This is a genomic window from Pseudomonas mangiferae, assembly GCF_007109405.1.
GTDB classification, from domain to species: Bacteria; Pseudomonadota; Gammaproteobacteria; order Pseudomonadales; family Pseudomonadaceae; genus Pseudomonas_T; species Pseudomonas_T mangiferae.
On record NZ_VJOY01000005.1, the window covers coordinates 181,392 to 198,154 of the forward strand.

At 67.1% G+C, this 16,763-nt stretch carries 19 protein-coding genes and 1 other RNA gene; 9 read left to right on the forward strand and 11 right to left on the reverse strand.

The window, feature by feature from the left end; all coding sequences use genetic code 11:
- Window positions 1-12 precede the first annotated feature (12 nt).
- Window positions 13-570, reverse strand: a complete 558-nt coding sequence (locus tag FM069_RS08830) for a YecA/YgfB family protein (protein ID WP_143487930.1) — start codon at window positions 568-570, stop codon at window positions 13-15.
- A 167-nt stretch (window positions 571-737) separates the two neighbouring features.
- Here FM069_RS08830 and FM069_RS08835 point away from each other — a divergent pair, with 167 nt between their 5' ends.
- The 4 genes from FM069_RS08835 (at window position 738) to FM069_RS08850 (ending at window position 2,101) form a co-directional block, all read left to right on the forward strand.
- Window positions 738-947, forward strand: coding sequence for a TIGR02449 family protein (locus FM069_RS08835; protein ID WP_143487931.1), 210 nt, complete (start codon window positions 738-740; stop codon window positions 945-947).
- A complete protein-coding gene (locus tag FM069_RS08840; RefSeq protein ID WP_143487932.1) occupies window positions 944-1,258 on the forward strand; it encodes a cell division protein ZapA in 315 nt (104 codons plus the stop codon). Before FM069_RS08835 ends, FM069_RS08840 begins: the two co-directional genes overlap by 4 nt.
- A 33-nt stretch (window positions 1,259-1,291) precedes the next feature.
- Window positions 1,292-1,472, forward strand: a non-coding RNA gene (gene ssrS, locus FM069_RS08845) — 6S RNA.
- Between the two features lie 20 nt (window positions 1,473-1,492).
- On the forward strand, window positions 1,493-2,101 hold the full coding sequence (locus tag FM069_RS08850) for a 5-formyltetrahydrofolate cyclo-ligase (protein WP_143488062.1): 609 nt from the start codon (window positions 1,493-1,495) through the stop codon (window positions 2,099-2,101).
- Window positions 2,102-2,138: 37 nt separating this feature from the next.
- Here the strand turns inward: FM069_RS08850 and FM069_RS21590 are convergent, their stop codons facing one another.
- Window positions 2,139-2,282, reverse strand: coding sequence for a hypothetical protein (locus FM069_RS21590; protein ID WP_178106697.1), 144 nt, complete (start codon window positions 2,280-2,282; stop codon window positions 2,139-2,141).
- Window positions 2,283-2,475: 193 nt separating this feature from the next.
- On the opposite strand from FM069_RS21590, the gene FM069_RS08855 reads away from it, so the two are divergent.
- Window positions 2,476-2,925, forward strand: a complete 450-nt coding sequence (locus tag FM069_RS08855; RefSeq protein ID WP_143487933.1) for an EVE domain-containing protein — start codon at window positions 2,476-2,478, stop codon at window positions 2,923-2,925.
- 9 nt (window positions 2,926-2,934) lie between these two features.
- Here the strand turns inward: FM069_RS08855 and FM069_RS08860 are convergent, their stop codons facing one another.
- Window positions 2,935-3,348, reverse strand: coding sequence for a flagellar basal body-associated FliL family protein (locus FM069_RS08860; protein ID WP_233282010.1), 414 nt, complete (start codon window positions 3,346-3,348; stop codon window positions 2,935-2,937).
- A gap of 200 nt (window positions 3,349-3,548) precedes the next feature.
- Between FM069_RS08860 and FM069_RS08865 the strand changes: the two genes are divergently transcribed.
- The gene (locus FM069_RS08865; RefSeq protein ID WP_143487935.1) at window positions 3,549-4,526 is read left to right on the forward strand and encodes an NADPH:quinone oxidoreductase family protein; all 978 of its coding nucleotides are present in this window, start codon (window positions 3,549-3,551) and stop codon (window positions 4,524-4,526) included.
- A gap of 138 nt (window positions 4,527-4,664) precedes the next feature.
- On the opposite strand, the gene FM069_RS08870 is transcribed toward FM069_RS08865, so the two are convergent.
- The 4 genes from FM069_RS08870 to trxA form a co-directional block, all read right to left on the reverse strand.
- Window positions 4,665-5,630 carry a CDP-6-deoxy-delta-3,4-glucoseen reductase gene (locus tag FM069_RS08870; RefSeq protein WP_143487936.1) on the reverse strand — a complete coding sequence of 322 codons (966 nt, stop codon included), beginning with the start codon at window positions 5,628-5,630 and terminating at the stop codon, window positions 4,665-4,667.
- Between the two features lie 70 nt (window positions 5,631-5,700).
- The gene (gene ubiD / locus FM069_RS08875) at window positions 5,701-7,167 is read right to left on the reverse strand and encodes a 4-hydroxy-3-polyprenylbenzoate decarboxylase (RefSeq protein ID WP_143487937.1); all 1,467 of its coding nucleotides are present in this window, start codon (window positions 7,165-7,167) and stop codon (window positions 5,701-5,703) included.
- 108 nt (window positions 7,168-7,275) lie between these two features.
- Window positions 7,276-8,535, reverse strand: coding sequence for a transcription termination factor Rho (rho, locus tag FM069_RS08880; protein WP_143487938.1), 1,260 nt, complete (start codon window positions 8,533-8,535; stop codon window positions 7,276-7,278).
- 234 nt (window positions 8,536-8,769) lie between these two features.
- A complete protein-coding gene (gene trxA, locus FM069_RS08885) occupies window positions 8,770-9,096 on the reverse strand; it encodes a thioredoxin TrxA (RefSeq protein WP_143487939.1) in 327 nt (108 codons plus the stop codon).
- Window positions 9,097-9,335: 239 nt separating this feature from the next.
- Here trxA and ppx point away from each other — a divergent pair, with 239 nt between their 5' ends.
- Entirely contained in the window at window positions 9,336-10,838 is a 1,503-nt protein-coding gene (gene ppx, locus FM069_RS08890; protein WP_143487940.1) for an exopolyphosphatase, read from the forward strand.
- A gap of 55 nt (window positions 10,839-10,893) precedes the next feature.
- Here ppx and ppk1 read toward each other — a convergent pair whose 3' ends face one another.
- Together ppk1 and hemB are read right to left on the reverse strand one after the other, a co-directional pair.
- Window positions 10,894-13,035 carry a polyphosphate kinase 1 gene (ppk1, locus tag FM069_RS08895; protein WP_325063566.1) on the reverse strand — a complete coding sequence of 714 codons (2,142 nt, stop codon included), beginning with the start codon at window positions 13,033-13,035 and terminating at the stop codon, window positions 10,894-10,896.
- Window positions 13,036-13,134: 99 nt separating this feature from the next.
- The gene (gene hemB, locus FM069_RS08900) at window positions 13,135-14,148 is read right to left on the reverse strand and encodes a porphobilinogen synthase (RefSeq protein WP_143487942.1); all 1,014 of its coding nucleotides are present in this window, start codon (window positions 14,146-14,148) and stop codon (window positions 13,135-13,137) included.
- A 224-nt stretch (window positions 14,149-14,372) separates the two neighbouring features.
- Between hemB and FM069_RS08905 the strand changes: the two genes are divergently transcribed.
- On the forward strand, window positions 14,373-14,939 hold the full coding sequence (locus tag FM069_RS08905; protein WP_143487943.1) for a DedA family protein: 567 nt from the start codon (window positions 14,373-14,375) through the stop codon (window positions 14,937-14,939).
- A gap of 145 nt (window positions 14,940-15,084) precedes the next feature.
- Window positions 15,085-15,750 carry an isoprenoid biosynthesis glyoxalase ElbB gene (elbB, locus tag FM069_RS08910; RefSeq protein WP_143487944.1) on the forward strand — a complete coding sequence of 222 codons (666 nt, stop codon included), beginning with the start codon at window positions 15,085-15,087 and terminating at the stop codon, window positions 15,748-15,750.
- Between the two features lie 115 nt (window positions 15,751-15,865).
- Here elbB and FM069_RS08915 read toward each other — a convergent pair whose 3' ends face one another.
- The gene (locus tag FM069_RS08915) at window positions 15,866-16,312 is read right to left on the reverse strand and encodes a YaiI/YqxD family protein (protein ID WP_143487945.1); all 447 of its coding nucleotides are present in this window, start codon (window positions 16,310-16,312) and stop codon (window positions 15,866-15,868) included.
- 116 nt (window positions 16,313-16,428) lie between these two features.
- Window positions 16,429-16,758 carry an enhanced serine sensitivity protein SseB C-terminal domain-containing protein gene (locus tag FM069_RS08920; protein WP_143487946.1) on the reverse strand — a complete coding sequence of 110 codons (330 nt, stop codon included), beginning with the start codon at window positions 16,756-16,758 and terminating at the stop codon, window positions 16,429-16,431.
- Window positions 16,759-16,763: the final 5 nt, after the last annotated feature.

The following is a 16,763-nucleotide window of genomic DNA, read 5'->3' on the forward strand; positions in this document are numbered from 1 at the left end:
GCGGTTCTCCGATCAATGCAGGGAAGGCGTGGGCGTCGTCGCCGGGGCGGTCTTGCCGCATTCGGTGAAGAGCAGCAACGGCGCCACGCGCAGATATTCCATTACTTCCATGAAGTCATTCTCGCCGTCCTCCGAGTCCTCCAGGGCGCTCTGCACCTGGGCGATCGAGGCGAGATCCTGCAGGACTTCCATCGCTTCGGCGCTCAGCGCGGTGTCCCGCGCGGCGAGGCCGAAACCGCCGAGGAAACCCTGGCACCACTGCCCCAGGGCGGCGGCCCGCTCGGAAAGCGGGCTTTCATCCTCGGGCAGCAGGACCACCACGGCCATGTCGCCGCCGGTGAGCTCGCCCTTGACCATCTCCTGCAGCCCGATCAGCGCCTGCCGCAGGTTGTCCTGGGGGGTGGCGCCGATCAGCTCGGCGGCGTCCTCCAGCCAGGGCTCGGGGTCGAACCCCGCGCCGGCGCAGCTGCGACCCAGCAGCAGGCCGTGCAGCTCGGCGGGGGAAACGGTCTGGCCCGAGGTGGCGATGAGGGCGGCGAAAGCGGTGTACGGGGAATTGGAACGGGGCATGGGCGGCTAGGCGCGACGAAGCGCAATGACTAGAATGACGGCTTCGTATCCTAGCACCGGCGTATGCGCCCGACCACGACCGGCGCGGCGAGCCCCGACCGCTCCGCCAGCCGCCACGTCGCCCGCCCGCGCCGTCCCGCCCCCAACGCCCGGCAAGAAGAGACCTGATGGAAAACGCCGACCTGCAGGCCCTGACGAACAAACTGGATCGGCTGATCCAGCACGTCGAGCAGCTCAGGGGACAGAACCGTCTGCTGCTGGCGAACGAGCGCGCCTGGCGCGGAGAGCGCGCTCATCTGATCGAAAAGAACGAAATGGCACGACTGAAGGTCGAAGCGATGATTTCGCGCCTGAAAGCCCTGGAGCAGGATTCATGACCCAGTCGAAAACCGTCACCGTCCATATCCTCGATAAGGACTACTGCATCAACTGCCCCTCGGAAGAGCGCGCCAACTTGGAAAGCGCTGCGCGTTATCTGGACGGCAAGATGCGCGAAATCCGTACCAGCGGCAAAGTCATCGGAGCCGACCGCGTGGCGGTCATGGCAGCCCTGAACATCACCCACGAACTGCTGCATAAACAGCAACGCCTGGACCAGGAAGTCACCTCCACCCGCGAGCGCGTGCGTGACCTGCTGGATCGCGTGGACACCGCCCTGACCGCCGATCCGGAAACCCCGCAAGGCTGACCCGTCGCAAAACTTTGGGGTATACTCGCCGCCAGCTCCCTGGTTTGTTGGCCAGTCGGTGATGTCCCTGAGCCGATACGCACAACCACTGGGGGTTGTGAGCTGGGGCCGGTGTGCATGTCCGCCTGACGGAAAGCCTTAACGCCTCCTGCAACCTCCACCTTGAACTTTCGGGTTCAAGGGCTAACCCGACAGCGGCATAACCGGGGAGTCAATTTCTTCATGGTCCGCCCCATGATCGTCGCCGGCACGCTTTCCCGCCCGGCCCTGCGCCGCCAGCTCCGCCAGGCGCGCCGCACCCTCAGCCCCTCCCAGCAGAAACGCGCGTCCCTCGCCCTCTATCGCCGCCTCGCCCAGTCGCCGGTGTTTCGCCGTGCACGCCATGTGGCCCTGTACCTGCCCAACGACGGCGAGATCGACCCCCGCCCCTTGCTGCGCGCCGCCCAGCGCCGCGGCAAACAGGTCTACCTGCCGGTGCTCAAGCCGTGGCCACGTACCCGCATGGCCTTCCAGCACCTGCGCCTTGGCGAGCGCCTGGGCCGCAACCGCTTCGGCATTCCCGAACCGCGCCGCTGCGTGAAGCGCCAGCGCAAGGTCTGGGCCCTGGACTTGGTGCTGTTGCCCCTGGTGGGTTTCGATGAAGCCGGCGGGCGGCTGGGCATGGGCGGCGGCTTCTACGACCGTAGCCTGGCCTACCGGACGCGCCGTGGCACCTGGCTCAAGCCCACGCTGCTGGGACTGGCCCATGAATGCCAGAAGGTCGATCGGCTGGAGATGGCGGACTGGGACGTGCCCCTGCAGGGGACGGTGACGGATGGCGGGTGGTACGCGGCGGCCCGGTAGGCCTGAAGGCACCGCCGGACGGCGGTGCCGGGAAGGATCAGGGTTGTTGCGGTGTAGCGTCGACGATGCCGACCGGCGCGTCGGCCTGACGCTCCCAGAAACTCTGGGTGTAGCCGGTGGTAACCACACCCAGACCGAAAATGATGACCAGGACCCAGAGCAGATCGGGTTTGCGTTTCATGGATATATGCCTCCCCCTTCAGGCAAGCCGCGATGACTGGCGGCCGTTCCTTGTGACGTGATGGTGAAAAAAACGAGTGAACGAAAAAAGCTGCGGCATTGTCCGGCAATGTGACGCCACGCGCAATTTCTGCTTCGCGCCAATTGTCGGTCCGGTTACATTTTTCATCCCGCCGCGCTAACTGGAACGCACGATGAACCACTGGCTGATGAAATCGGAACCGGACGAGCTGTCCATCCAGGCTCTGCGCGAACAGGGCCGGGCCCGCTGGGACGGCGTGCGCAACTACCAGGCGCGAAACTTCCTGCGCCAGATGAAACCCGGCGACACCTTCTTCTTCTACCACTCCAGCTGCCCGCAGCCGGGCATCGCCGGCATCGGCCGCATCGCTTCGGACGCCTACCCCGACCCCACCGCCCTCGACCCCGAAAGCCCCTACGTCGACCGCCGGGCGACCCCGGAAAAGAACCCCTGGAGCGCCGTGGACGTGGAATTCGTCGAGGCTTTTGCGGATGTCCTAGGCCTGGCGACGCTGCGGCAGCTGCCCGGGCTGGACGACCTGGCACTGGTGCAGAAGGGCAGCCGGCTCTCGGTGATGCCGGTCACCCCGGCGCAGTGGCGGGCGATCCGCGCCCGCGCCTGAAGCTTTCGCTCAGGGCTGGACGATCAGGTTGTTGAACAGCAGGTCGTCCACCAGGGGCGCGCCCTCCTCCGTGGTGAGCACCTGCTGGACCTGTTTGAGGGCTTCCTGGCGCAGCTTTTCCTTGTTCTCCACCGTACCGAGGCTGTCGTCGGTCTGCTGGGAGAACAGCATGATCAGCTGGTTGCGGATCAGCGGCTCGTGGTACTCCACCTTCTTCGCCACCTCGGCGCCAGCGGTCTGCAGGGCGATGTCGGCCTTGTAGTACTTGAGCTTGGCGCCGCTGCCGTAGTTGCCCACCAGGGCGGGCGTGAGTTGCACGAAGGCGACCTTGGGCGCCTCGGCCTCGCCTTCCTTCTTCGCTTCCTCGGCGCCTACCGGACCGATCAGCAACAGGGCCGCCAGCAACCCGACGATGATTCTCACGCGATGCTCCTTCAACGAACGGCTCGCTCGAGCCGGAGGGGATGTCCGGTCGCCCGGCATTACTGCCTAGCATAGCCAGTGGTGCGCCCGCTCCCAAGCCCGCGCGGCCGCTTATGCCGGCGTATCAGGCGCAGGCATCCTCGTTGACCCACCGCACGGCCTTTCTACACTGCCTGTCCACCCTCCTGGAGATTGCCCCCATGAAAGCCGTCCTGTGCAGAGCCTTCGGCCCGCCCGAGCACCTGGTGCTGGAAGAGGTCGCCAGCCCGGAACCGAAGAAGAACGAGGTGCTGATCGACGTGCACGCCGCCGGCGTGAACTTCCCGGACACCCTGATCATCGAGGGCAAGTACCAGTTCAAGCCGCCCTTCCCCTTCTCCCCCGGCGGCGAGGCGGCCGGCGTGGTGACGACGGTGGGTGAGAAGGTGAGCCATCTCAAGCCCGGCGACCGGGTGATGGCCCTCACCGGCTGGGGCAGCTTCGCCGAGCAGGTGGCGGTGCCCGGCTACAACGTCCTGCCGATGCCGGCGGAGATGGGCTTCGCCGATGCCGCGGCCTTCGGCATGACCTACGGCACGTCGATGCACGCCCTGAAACAGCGCGCCAACCTGCAGCCGGGGGAAACCCTCCTGGTGCTGGGTGCATCCGGCGGCGTCGGCCTGGCCGCCGTGGAGATCGGCAAGGCGCTGGGTGCCAAGGTGATCGCCGCGGCCAGCAGCGTGGAGAAACTCGACGTGGCCCGGGCCGCCGGCGCCGACGAGCTGATCGACTACAGCCGCAGCAGCCTCAAGGAAGAGGTGAAACGCCTGACCGGCGGCCAGGGCGCCGATGTCATCTACGATCCGGTGGGGGGCGACCTGTTCGACGACGCGATCCGCAGCATTGCCTGGAACGGCCGCCTGCTGGTGGTGGGGTTCGCCAGCGGGCGGATTCCGGAGCTGCCGGTGAACCTGGCGTTGCTCAAGGGCGCCGCAGTGGTGGGCGTGTTCTGGGGTTCCTTCGCCCAGCGCCAGCCCCAGGACAACCTGGCCAACTTCCAGCAGCTGTTCGCCTGGTACCGGGAGGGCAAGGTGAAGCCGCTGGTGTCCCGGACCTACCCGCTGGCGCAGGCTGCGGAGGCGATCCAGGCCCTCGGCCAGCGCCAGGCGGTGGGCAAGGTGGTGGTCACGGTTCGCTGATCGACCCAAGCCTTCGGGCCTGGGCGGCCCGTTCCATCGCACGAGGCCGGGTCGGAGCATGCCCTCCTGGCCGTGCTCCGTCCGCCTCCCGTCTCGCAGGCCCGTGACGGCGCTTCGCCCCGTCGCGCGTACCCGAGGTCAGCGCGGCGCGTAGGCGAAGACGTCGGCGCGCATCTGGTGCGGGTCCATGCCCGCCTCCACCAGGGCGTCGAGGGTGCCGTAGACCATCGCTGGCGAGCCGCTTGCATAGACGTGCAACGGGCTCAGGTCGGCGAAGTCCTCGCGGATCGCCTCGTGCAACAGGCCGCAGCGCCCGTTCCAGTCGCAGCGGTCGCTGACCACCTGGTGCAGGAAGAGGTTGGGCAGCGCCTCCCATTGCGTCCATTCAGGCACGTCGTAGAAATCCTCCGGACGCCGCGCGCCCCAGTACAGGTGCACCGGGTGGGCGAAGCCACGGGAGCGGCAATCCTCGATCAGGCTGTGCATCTGCGCCATGCCGGTGCCGGCGGCGATCAGCACCAGCGGGCCGTCCGGCAGCTCGGCCAGGTGGGCATCGCCGAACGGCAGCTGGACCCAGGCGCCGCGATCGCGGCGCAGCTGGGCCAGCAACACCTGGGTGCTGTCTTCCCGGGCCAGGATGTGCAGCTCCAGCTCGCGCCCCTGGTGAGGCGCGGAGGCCAGGGAAAACGCCGAGGTGCTACCGCTGTCGCGCTCGATCAGCAGGTACTGGCCGGCGTGGTATTCCGGCGGCCGGCCTGCCGGCGCCCGCAGTCGCACGCGGAAGACATCGCCACCGGCCTCCAGGCAGGCCGCCAGTTGGCAATGCACCCGGCGCACCGGCAGCTCGCCCGGGGCGAGCACGCCGTCCCAGTGCAGCACGCAGTCTTCCAGGGGTTCCGCGAGGCAGGTGTACAGCTCGCCGTGGTCCAGCTCGCCGTGGGCCTGGCGCACGCGCCCTTCCACCAGCAGTGCCGCGCAGACGTGGCAGTTGCCGTTGCGGCAGCTCTGCGGGCAGTTGTAGCCGAGACGCCGGGCCGCATCGAGGATGCGCTCGCCGGCCTGGACATCGAGTACCGCGCCGGACGGTTGCAGGGTCACGCGCATGGCTCGGGCACCTCCTTATAGCCCTCGGAACCGCATCCGGCGGCCAGCCCGCGCGGAGTCGTCCCGTACATCAGTCGATCCCCAGCTCGGCCCACAGCGCGTCCACCCGCTGCTTGACCGCCTCGTCCTGAACGATGGCGCGGCCCCATTCGCGACTGGTTTCCCCCGGCCACTTGTGGGTGGCGTCCAGGCCCATCTTCGAGCCCAGGCCGGACACCGGCGAGGCGAAGTCCAGGTAGTCGATGGGGGTGTTGTCGATCATCACCGTGTCGCGCTTGGGGTCCATGCGGGTGGTGATGGCCCAGATCACGTCGTTCCAGTCCCGGGCATTCACGTCGTCGTCGGTGACGATGACGAACTTGGTGTACATGAACTGGCGCAGGAACGACCAGACCCCGAGCATCACCCGCTTGGCGTGGCCGGGGTACTGCTTCTTCATGGTCACCACCGCCATGCGGTAGGAACAGCCCTCCGGCGGCAGGTAGAAGTCGGTGATCTCCGGGAACTGCTTCTGCAGGATCGGCACGAACACCTCGTTCAGCGCCACGCCGAGGATCGCCGGCTCGTCCGGCGGCCGGCCAGTGTAGGTGCTGTGGTAGATCGGGTCGCGGCGCCGGGTGATGCGCTCGACGGTGAACACCGGGAAGGTGTCCACCTCGTTGTAGTAGCCGGTATGGTCGCCGTAGGGGCCTTCCGGCGCGGTCTCGCCGGGATGGATCACCCCTTCCAGCACGATCTCGGCGCTGGCGGGCACCTGCAGGTCGTTGCCGACGCACTTCACCAGCTCGGTCCGGTGGCCCCGCAGCAGGCCGGCGAAGGCGTACTCGGAGAGCGTATCCGGCACCGGCGTCACCGCGCCGAGGATGGTCGCCGGGTCGGCGCCCAGGGCAACCGCCACCGGGTACGGGCGATCCGGGTGTTTCTGGCACCACTCGCGGTAGTCCAGGGCGCCGCCGCGGTGGCTGAGCCAGCGCATGATCACCTTGTTGCGGCCGAGCACCTGCTGGCGGTAGATGCCCAGGTTCTGGCGCTCCTTGTTGGGCCCCTTGGTGACCGTCAGGCCCCAGGTGATCAGCGGACCGACGTCCCCGGGCCAGCAGGTCTGCACCGGCAGCCGGGTCAGGTCCACCGCCTCGCCCTCCTCGATGACCTCCTGGCAGGGCGCATCCTTGAGGACCTTGGGCGCCATGCTGATGACCTTCTTGAAGATCGGCAGCTTGCTCCAAGCGTCCTTCAGGCCCTTGGGCGGCTCGGGCTCCTTGAGGAAGGCCAGCAGCCGGCCGATCTCCCGCAATTCGTCCACGGACTCGGCGCCCATGCCCAGGGCCACTCGCTCAGGAGTGCCGAACAGGTTGCCGAGCACCGGCATGTCGAACCCGGTGGGCCGCTCGAACAACAGGGCCGGGCCCTGGCGGCGCAGGGTGCGGTCGCAGACCTCGGTCATCTCCAGCACCGGCGAGACCGGCACCTGGATGCGCTTGAGTTCGCCGCGCCGCTCCAGGGCGCCAATGAAATCGCGCAAGTCGCGATACTGCATGTGAGCCTCGTTGGCCTGCGAGTCGAAACCGGGAAGTCTAGCGCTTCGCTCGGGTATTCAGAAATGCGAAAGCCGGGTTTCCCCGGCTTTTTTATTCGCGCCTTCGACTCACTTCCGCTTCATGGAGAGGAAGAATTCGTCGTTGGTCTTGGTGTCCTTGAGCTTGTCGAGAAGGAATTCGATGGCGGCGATCTCGTCCATCGGGTGCAGCAGCTTGCGCAGGATCCACATGCGTTGCAGCTCGTCCTCGGCGGTGAGCAGCTCTTCGCGGCGGGTGCCGGACTTGTTGATGTTGATGGCGGGGAACACGCGCTTCTCGGCAATGCGGCGGTCCAGGGGCAGCTCCATGTTGCCGGTGCCCTTGAATTCCTCGTAGATCACCTCGTCCATCTTCGAGCCGGTTTCCACCAGCGCGGTGGCGATGATGGTCAGCGAGCCGCCCTCCTCGATGTTCCGAGCGGCACCGAAGAAACGCTTGGGCTTCTCCAGGGCATGGGCGTCGACACCCCCGGTGAGCACCTTGCCGGAGCTGGGGATCACGGTGTTGTAGGCGCGGGCGAGACGGGTGATGGAGTCCAGCAGGATCACCACGTCCTTCTTGTGCTCCACCAGGCGCTTGGCCTTCTCGATCACCATCTCGGCCACCTGCACGTGGCGGGTCGGCGGCTCGTCGAAGGTGGAGGCGACCACTTCGCCGCGCACGGTGCGCTGCATCTCGGTCACTTCTTCCGGGCGCTCGTCGATCAGCAGGACGATCAAGTAGCACTCGGGGTTGTTGCGGGTGATGTTGGCCGCGATGTTCTGCAGCATGATGGTCTTGCCCGCCTTGGGCGGCGCCACGATCAGACCGCGCTGGCCCTTGCCGATGGGAGCGCAGAGGTCGATCACCCGGCCGGTGAGGTCCTCGGTTGAGCCGTTGCCGGCTTCCATGGTCAGGCGCTTGTTGGGGAACAGGGGCGTGAGGTTCTCGAACAGCACCTTGTTTTTGGCGTTTTCCGGACGGTCGAAGTTGATGGAGTCGACCTTGAGCAGCGCGAAATAGCGCTCGCCCTCTTTCGGCGGGCGGATCTTGCCGATGATGGTGTCGCCGGTACGCAGGTTGAAGCGGCGGATCTGGCTCGGGGAGACATAGATGTCGTCGGGGCCGGCCAGGTAGGACGAGTCCGCGGAACGCAGGAAGCCGAAGCCGTCCTGCAGAATCTCCAGCACACCGTCACCGGAGATCTCCTCGCCGCTCTTCGCGTGTTTCTTCAGCAGCGAGAAGATCACGTCCTGCTTGCGCGAACGGGCCATGTTCTCGATGCCCATCTGTTCGGCCATTTCCAGCAGTTCGGTGATCGGTTTTTGCTTGAGTTCGGTCAGATTCATAGGAATGACGTATTCGAAGGAAGGGAAGCTGATGAGCTTGGAAGGCCGCGCCACAGGAAGGCGACAGAGTCGCGCTGCGTACTTGTTCGAATCAGGGGGGCGTCGGCGACGGCTAGCAGAAGACAGGGGCGAAACCCGCTGTGAGCCCGAATGTATCACCGGTTTTTCGGGCATGTCCAGCCTGTGGCTGGAAAAAGCCCCGCATTGTGCGGGGCTTTTGATGACACCGGTGCGTCAGATGTTGCTGTCGAGGAAAGCCGCCAGTTGCGACTTGGACAGGGCACCGACCTTGGTGGCTTCGACGTTGCCGTTCTTGAACAGCATCAGGGTCGGGATGCCGCGCACGCCGTACTTCGGCGGGGTGTCCTGGTTCTCGTCGATGTTCAGCTTGCACACCTTGAGTTTGCCCTGGTAGGTCTGGGCGATCTCGTCGAGCACCGGGGCGATCATTTTGCAGGGGCCGCACCACTCGGCCCAGTAGTCGACCAGCACCGCGCCTTCGGCCTTGAGCACGTCCTGCTCGAAGCTGGCGTCACTGACGTTGGTGATGAATTCGCTCATGGATAATCTCCGTGGTTCCGCAAGGCAAGAGTGTCGGCCATCATAGCTTGGCTTCGTCGGCACAGGAAGGAACCGACGATTGAGCCTCTCTATGGGACCGCCCGGGGCTGCCCGCGGTTCGGCCGGGCTCTATACCCATCCGCGCGCCACCCGCGCGACAGCGCGACGCGCACGGCGGGGTTTGGCGCGGCTCGTCTATCGTGGCAGGATGACGGCGATTCGAATCGAGATTCTTCCCCATGCCGCACACCCCTGCCGAAGCCTTCCCGCTGATCGCCGCCATCGACCTGGGCTCCAACAGTTTCCACATGGTCCTGGCCAAGGCCGACCATGGCGAAATCCGCATCCTCGAACGGCTTGGCGACAAGGTCCAGCTGGCGGCCGGCATCGACGAACAGCGGCAGCTCAGCGAGGACGCCATGCAGCGCGGCCTGGCCTGCCTGCGGATGTTCGCCCAGCGCATGGCCGGCATGCCCGAGGGCGCCGTGCGCATCGTCGGCACCAACGCCCTGCGCGAAGCGCGCAACCGCAGCGACTTCATCCGCCGCGCCGAGGACATCCTCGGGCACCCGGTGGAGGTGATCTCCGGCCGCGAGGAAGCCCGGCTGATCTACCTCGGTGTATCCCACTCCATGCCCGACGCCCCCGGCCGGCGCCTGGTGGCGGACATCGGCGGCGGCAGCACCGAGTTCATCATCGGCCAGAGCTTCGAGTCGCTGCAGCGGGAAAGCCTGCAGATGGGTTGCGTCAGCTACACCCAGCGCTATTTCCGCGACGGCAAGATCACCCCGGCGCGCTATGCCCAGGCCTACACCGCGGCGCGCCTGGAGCTGATGGGCATCGAGCACAGCCTGCGCCGCCTCGGCTGGCAGGAAGCGGTGGGCGCCTCCGGCACCATCCGCGCGGTGTGCCTGGCGATCAAGGCCGGCGGCCGTGGCAACGGCGAGGTCAACGCCGAGGGCCTGGCCTGGCTCAAGCGCCGGCTGTTCAAGCTGGGCGAGAGCGAGCGCATCGACATCGAAGGGGTGAAGCCCGACCGCCGGGCGATCTTCCCCGCCGGGCTGGCGATCCTCGAAGCTATCTTCGACGCCTTCGAGCTGGAGCAGATGAGTCATTCCGAGGGTGCCCTGCGCGAAGGCGTACTCTACGACCTGCTGGGCCGCCATCACCGGGAGGACGTCCGCGAGCGCACCCTCAGCGCGCTGATGGAGCGCTACCACGTGGACCTGGAGCAGGCGGCGCGGGTCGAGGCCCGGGCGGTGGAAGCCCTGGCCCAGGTGGCGGACAGCTGGGACCTGGACGACGAGTGGCACCGCGACTTGCTGGTCTGGGGCGCGCGGGTCCACGAGATCGGCCTGGACATCGCCCACTACCACTACCACAAGCATGGCGCCTACCTGATCGAGCACTCCGACCTGCCGGGCTTCTCCCGCCAGGACCAGCTGATGCTGGCGCTGCTGGTGCGCGGCCACCGGCGCAACATCCCCAAGGATCGCTTCGCCGAGTTCGGCAAGGAAGGCATCAAGCTGATGCGCCTGTGCGTCGTGCTGCGCTTCGCCATCCTTTTCCACCACATCCGCGGCACCCAGGCGATGCCCCAGGTGCGCCTGCACGCCAACGATCAGGCCCTGGACGTGCGCTTCCCGGATGGCTGGCTGGAAGCCAACCCGCTGACCCGCGCCGACTTCGACCAGGAAGCCGAGTGGCTCAAGCGCATCGATTTCCACCTCAGCGTCCGCTGAGGCGCCGACGCGTCACCCGATCGAGACGGGCCCGGGCGACCGGGCCCGCGTCGTTTCAGCGCACCCCGATGGTGGGGTTGGTAAGCCGCTCCAGCAGGCTGGCCTGGACGTTGCGGGTGTTCTGGTTGCCGGTAGGCTGCAGGTGCTGGTAGCGGCCGTCGCTCTGAAGGATCCACGCCAGGGTGTTGTCGCTGAGGTAGGACTCCAGCTCCTTCTTCACCCGGGTGATGAGCTTCTTGCCTTCCACCGGGAAACAGGTCTCGACCCGCTTGTCCAGGTTGCGCTCCATCCAGTCGGCGCTGGACAGGTAGATCTTCTCGTCGCCGCCATTGAGGAAGTAGTAGATCCGGCTGTGCTCCAAGAAACGCCCGACGATGGAACGCACCTGGATGTTGTGGGACACCCCCGGCACCCCCGGGCGCAGGCAGCACATGCCGCGCACCACCAGGTCGATCTTCACGCCGGCCTGGCTGGCCTTGTACAGCGCGCGGATCACCTTGGGATCGGTCAGGGAGTTGACCTTGGCCATGATCTGCGCCGGGCGTCCTTCGCTCGCCGCCACCGCCTCGCGGTTGATCATCTCCAGCAGGTTCTTCTTCAGGGTGAACGGCGCGTGCAGCAGCTTCTTCATGCGCAACGTCTTGCCCATGCCGATCAGCTGGTTGAACAGCTTGTGCAGGTCCTCGCAGAGGGCCACGTCGGCGGTGAGCAGGCTGTAGTCGGTGTACAGCTTGGCGTTGCCGGCGTGGTAGTTGCCCGTGCCCAGGTGGGCGTAGCGGCGCAGCTCGCCGTTCTCCCGGCGCAGGATCAGCATCATCTTGGCGTGGGTCTTGAAGCCCACCACGCCATAGATCACCACTGCGCCGGCGGCCTGCAGGCGGCTGGCCAGTTGCAGGTTGGATTCCTCGTCGAAGCGCGCGCGCAGCTCGATCACCGCGGTGACCTCCTTGCCGTTGCGCGCGGCCTCCACCAGGGCGTCGACGATCTCCGAGTTGGCGCCGGAGCGGTACAGGGTCTGCTTGATCGCCAGCACCTGCGGGTCCTTGGCGGCCTGGCGCAGCAGGTCGATCACCGGGGTGAAGGACTCGAAGGGGTGCATCAGCAGGTAGTCCAGCTTGCCCAGCACGGTGAACAGGTTGTCGCGGTTCTGCAGCTGCTTGGGAATCAGCGGGGTGAAGGGTGCGTACTGCAGCTCCGGGTGGCTTTCCAGGCCGGTGATGCTGAACAGGCGGGTCAGGTTAACCGGCCCGTTCACCTTGTACAGTTCGCTGTCGGACAGCCCGAACTGCTTGAGCAGGTAGTCGGAGAGCGCTTTCGGGCAGCTTTCCACCACCTCGACCCGCACCGCGTCGCCGTAGCGCCGGGAGAACAGCTCGCCACGCAACGCCCGCGCCAGGTCTTCCACGTCCTCGGCATCCACCGACAGGTCGGCGTTGCGGGTCAGGCGGAACTGGTAGCAGCCCTTCACCTTCATGCCGTGGAACAGCTCGTCGGCATGGGCGTGGATCATCGACGACAGGAAGACGAAGTTGTCCCCCGGGCCGCCCACGTCCTCCGGCACCCGGATCACCCGCGGCAGCAGGCGCGGCGCCGGGATGATGGCCAGGCCGGAATCGCGGCCGAAGGCGTCCATTCCCTCCAGCTCGACGATGAAGTTCAGGCTCTTGTTCACCAGCAGCGGGAACGGGTGGGTCGGGTCGAGGCCGATGGGGGTGATGATCGGCGCGATCTCGTCGCGGAAATAGCGACGCACCCAGGCCTTGAGCTTGGGCGTCCAGAAGCGCCGGCGGATGAAGTTGACCTGGTGCTTGGCCAGCTCCGGCAGCAGCACGTCGTTGAGGATCGAGTACTGCCGCGCCACCTGCTCGTGGACCAGTTCGGAAATCCGCGCCAGGGCCTGATGCGGTTGCAGGCCGTCAGCGCCGGCCTGCTCGCGGGCGAAGGTGATCTGCTTCTTCAGCCCGGCGACGCGGATCTCGAAGAACTCGTCCAGGTTGCTGGAGAAGATCAGCAGGAACTTCAGGCGCTCCAGCAGCGGGTAGGATTCGTCCAGCGCCTGCTCCAGCACGCGGATGTTGAACTGCAACTGGGACAGTTCGCGGTGCAGGTAGAGGCTGCTGTCGTCCACGCTGGGCACCGGCGCGACCTGCAGGTCCTGCGGCGCGGCGTCGGTGAGAGTGAGCTCGGCCGGCTCCATCACCGGCGGCGTTGCGCTGTCGTTGAAGGCTTCGCTGTTCATCGAGTCATCCTGCTTGCGCGCTCGGACCCGCCGGCTCTGTAGCATCGGACGGCGCTCCTAGCGCTGGGTGTTTAACAACTGGGCGGCACGCTTGGCGAAATAGGTGAGGATGCCGTCGGCGCCGGCGCGCTTGAACGCGATCAGCGACTCGAGGATCACGCCCTCGCCGAGCCAGCCGTTCTGGATCGCCGCCATGTGCATCGCGTACTCGCCGCTGACCTGGTAGACGAAGGTGGGCACCTGGAAGGTCTGCTTCACCCGCCAGAGCACGTCCAGGTACGGCATGCCCGGCTTCACCATGACCATGTCGGCCCCCTCGGCGAGGTCGGCAGCCACCTCGTGCAGCGCCTCGTCACCGTTGGCGGGGTCCATCTGGTAGTTGTACTTGTTGCCCTTGCCCAGGTTGCCCGACGACCCGATGGCGTCGCGGAACGGGCCGTAGTAGCCGCTGGCGTACTTCGCCGAGTAGGCCATGATGCGCACGTTGGTGTGCTCGGCCAGCTCCAGCGCCTCGCGGATCACCTGGACCCGGCCGTCCATCATGTCCGACGGCGAGATTACCTGGGCGCCCGCCTCGGCATGGGACAGCGCCTGCTTCACCAGCGCATCGAGGGTGACGTCGTTGAGAACGTAGCTGTCCTCGTCGATGATGCCGTCCTGGCCATGGGTGGTGTACGGGTCGAGGGCCACGTCGGTGATGACACCGAGTTCCGGGAAGCGTTCGCGCAGGGCGCGGATGGCGCGCTGGATCAGGCCGTCCGGGTTCCACGCCTCAGCGGCGTCGAGGCTCTTCTTGTCCGGGGTGATGTAGGGGAACAGGTCGATGGCCGGGATGCCCAGGGCCACCAGTTCTTCCGCTTCCCGCAGCAGCTCGTCGATGGACAGCCGCTCGACCCCGGGCATCGAGGGGATCGCCTCGCGGCGCTTCTCGCCCTCCAGGACGAACACCGGCAGGATCAGGTCGTTCACCGTCAGCACGTTCTCCCGCACCAGGCGCCGGGAGAAGTCGTCGCGGCGGTTGCGCCGCAGGCGCGTGGCGGGGAACAGACGGTTGGCGGGGGTAAAGCTCACGGCGGACTCCAGTCCCGTACAGGCGGGCAGTGTGACAGTTATAAGCCGCCATTATGACCAATTCATGGCGGCAGCGGCGGACGCTGCGACCCGCAGTCGCAGCCCGCGCCGAGCACGGGTTTCATTGTCGCCAGTCAACCTTACCGCATCGAGCCGCGCCCCGTGCTTTTCCGCGGACGCGCGAGCGGGTAGGCTGGGCGTTTCGCCCTCGGTCCGACTGACCCATGCTGCAACACTTCCTGCAGGACTTCGGCTACCTCGCCTTGCTCCTCGGCACCTTCTTCGAAGGCGAGACGATCCTGGTGCTGGCTGGCTTCCTGGCCTTCCGCGGTTACCTCGACATCAACCTGGTGGTGCTCACCGCCTTCCTCGGCAGCTACGCCGGCGACCAGCTCTGGTATTACCTCGGCCGCCTCAAGGGCCGCGCCCTGCTGCAGCGCAAGCCCCACTGGCAGGCGCTGGGGGAGAAGGCCCTGGCGCACATCCGCCGGCACCCGGACATCTGGGTGCTGGGCTTTCGCTTCGTCTACGGCCTGCGCACGGTGATGCCCATCGCCATCGGCCTGTCCGGCTATTCGCCGCTGCGCTACCTGCTGCTCAATGGCCTCGGCGCCATCGTCTGGGCGGCGGCGCTGGGCTGGGCGGCCTACCACTTCGGCGCGGTGCTGGAGACCGTCCTCGGCGACATCAAGCACTACGAGCTGCGGGTGCTGGGCGCGCTGGTGCTGCTCGGCGTCGTCCTGTGGATCTGGCGCGCCGTGCGTGCCAAGCGCAGCGCACCGGACGCCTGAACGACGGCGCGGCGCGACGATCCATACCTGTAAGGAGCCGCGACCGCTCCCAACGCGACCGGCCCTGCGCCACGAACCCCCGCGACCCGGCCCCGCCGCGTCGCCCGATTGCGCCGATCCGGCGTACCGAACAGCGGAGAACGCGATGAACAAGAAAGTGGCAGTGATCCTATCCGGCTGCGGCGTCTACGACGGCGCGGAAATCCACGAAAGCGTGATCACCCTGCTGCGCCTCGACCAGCGCGGCGCCCAGGTGCAGTGCTTCGCCCCCAATGTGACCCAGCACCACGTGATCGACCACCTGACCGGCGCCGAGATGCCGGAGAGCCGCAACGTGCTCACCGAATCGGCGCGCATCGCCCGTGGCCAGGCGAAGGACGCCCGCGAACTGCGCGCCGAGGACTTCGACGCGCTGATCGTTCCCGGCGGCTTCGGCGCGGCGAAGAACCTCTCGGACTTCGCCGGCAAGGGCGCCGACTGCAGCGTGCAGCCGGACGTGCTGCAGGCGGCCCGGTCGTTCGCCCAGGCGGGCAAGCCCATCGGGCTGATCTGCATTGCCCCGACCCTGGCCACCCAGATCTTCGGCGAGGGCGTGTCCTGCACCATCGGCAACGATGCCGAGACCGCCGGCGCCCTGGAGAAAATGGGCGCCCGCCATGTGGAATGCGCGGTGGAAGACATCGTCGAGGACGAACAGCACAAGCTGGTGAGCACCCCGGCGTACATGCTGGCCGGCTCCATCAGCGAAGCGGCCTCGGGGATCAACAAGCTGGTGGACCGCATCCTGGAAATGACGGTGCAGGAGGCCTGATCCCGGCCAGCGCCCGAGCGACCCGGGCGCCTCACTCAACCCGCCCTGGTACCCCTCCCCCGCGAACCGACCGAGCCAAGGGCTGGTTCGATCGGTTCGAGCCGGCGCGGAGCCGCTAGCCGAGCCGGCTCAGCAGGCGATCCAGGGCATTGGCGAAAGCCTGTCGGTCCCGATCGGAATAGGCGGCCTGGCCGCCGCCCACTTGCCCTTGGTCGCGCAGCTCGGTGAACAGGTTGCGCGCCGCCAGGCGCTCGCCCATGTTGCGCTCGTCGAATTCACGCCCACGCGGGTCCACCACCATCACGCCTTTCTTCACCAGCCGGTCCGCCAGGGGCACGTCGCTGCAGACCACCAGTTCCCCGGGGATCGCGTGCTCAACCAGGTAATCGTCGGCGGCGTCCGGCCCACTGGGCACCACCACCAGCCGCACGCAGGCGAACGGCGGCCGCGCCTGGGCCTGGCCGGCCACCAGCGCCACCTCGAACTTGCGCTTGAGGGCGAACTTCACCACCAGGTCTTTCGCCGCCCGCGGACAGGCGTCCGCATCGATCCACACACGCATCGCATCGCTCCGGGTCCTGACGGCCGCTCACGGCCGTGCACCGTCCCGGTGGGTAGCCCGGGACGCCTCGCCGGAATTGTCCCCGGCGAGGCCGGTCGGCTCAAGCCCGGCCGGGATCAGGCACGGTAGAACGCTTCGCAACTGGCGCGAATGGCCTGGGACAGGGCGTCCTCGCTCAACTCCATCAGGCGCAGCTCCAATTCTTCCGGCAGCACCTCGGCGATGCTGGCGGCGAGGCGGCGCTGCATCGCCTGGTCGGTGCCGGTCACCGCCAGCAGCAGGCTGGGCGCGGCGCTGGCAGGTTGACGCAGCGCGGCCAGGTAAGCCTCGCGCACGGCCAGGCGCGAACAGGCGGCGGCGATAGCTTGTTCCAGGGGGGGATGACGCAGGGGGGCGACGCAAGGGTCGGACGAGGGGTCACCGGTTCGAACAGCGGACGGCGGCATGGCGC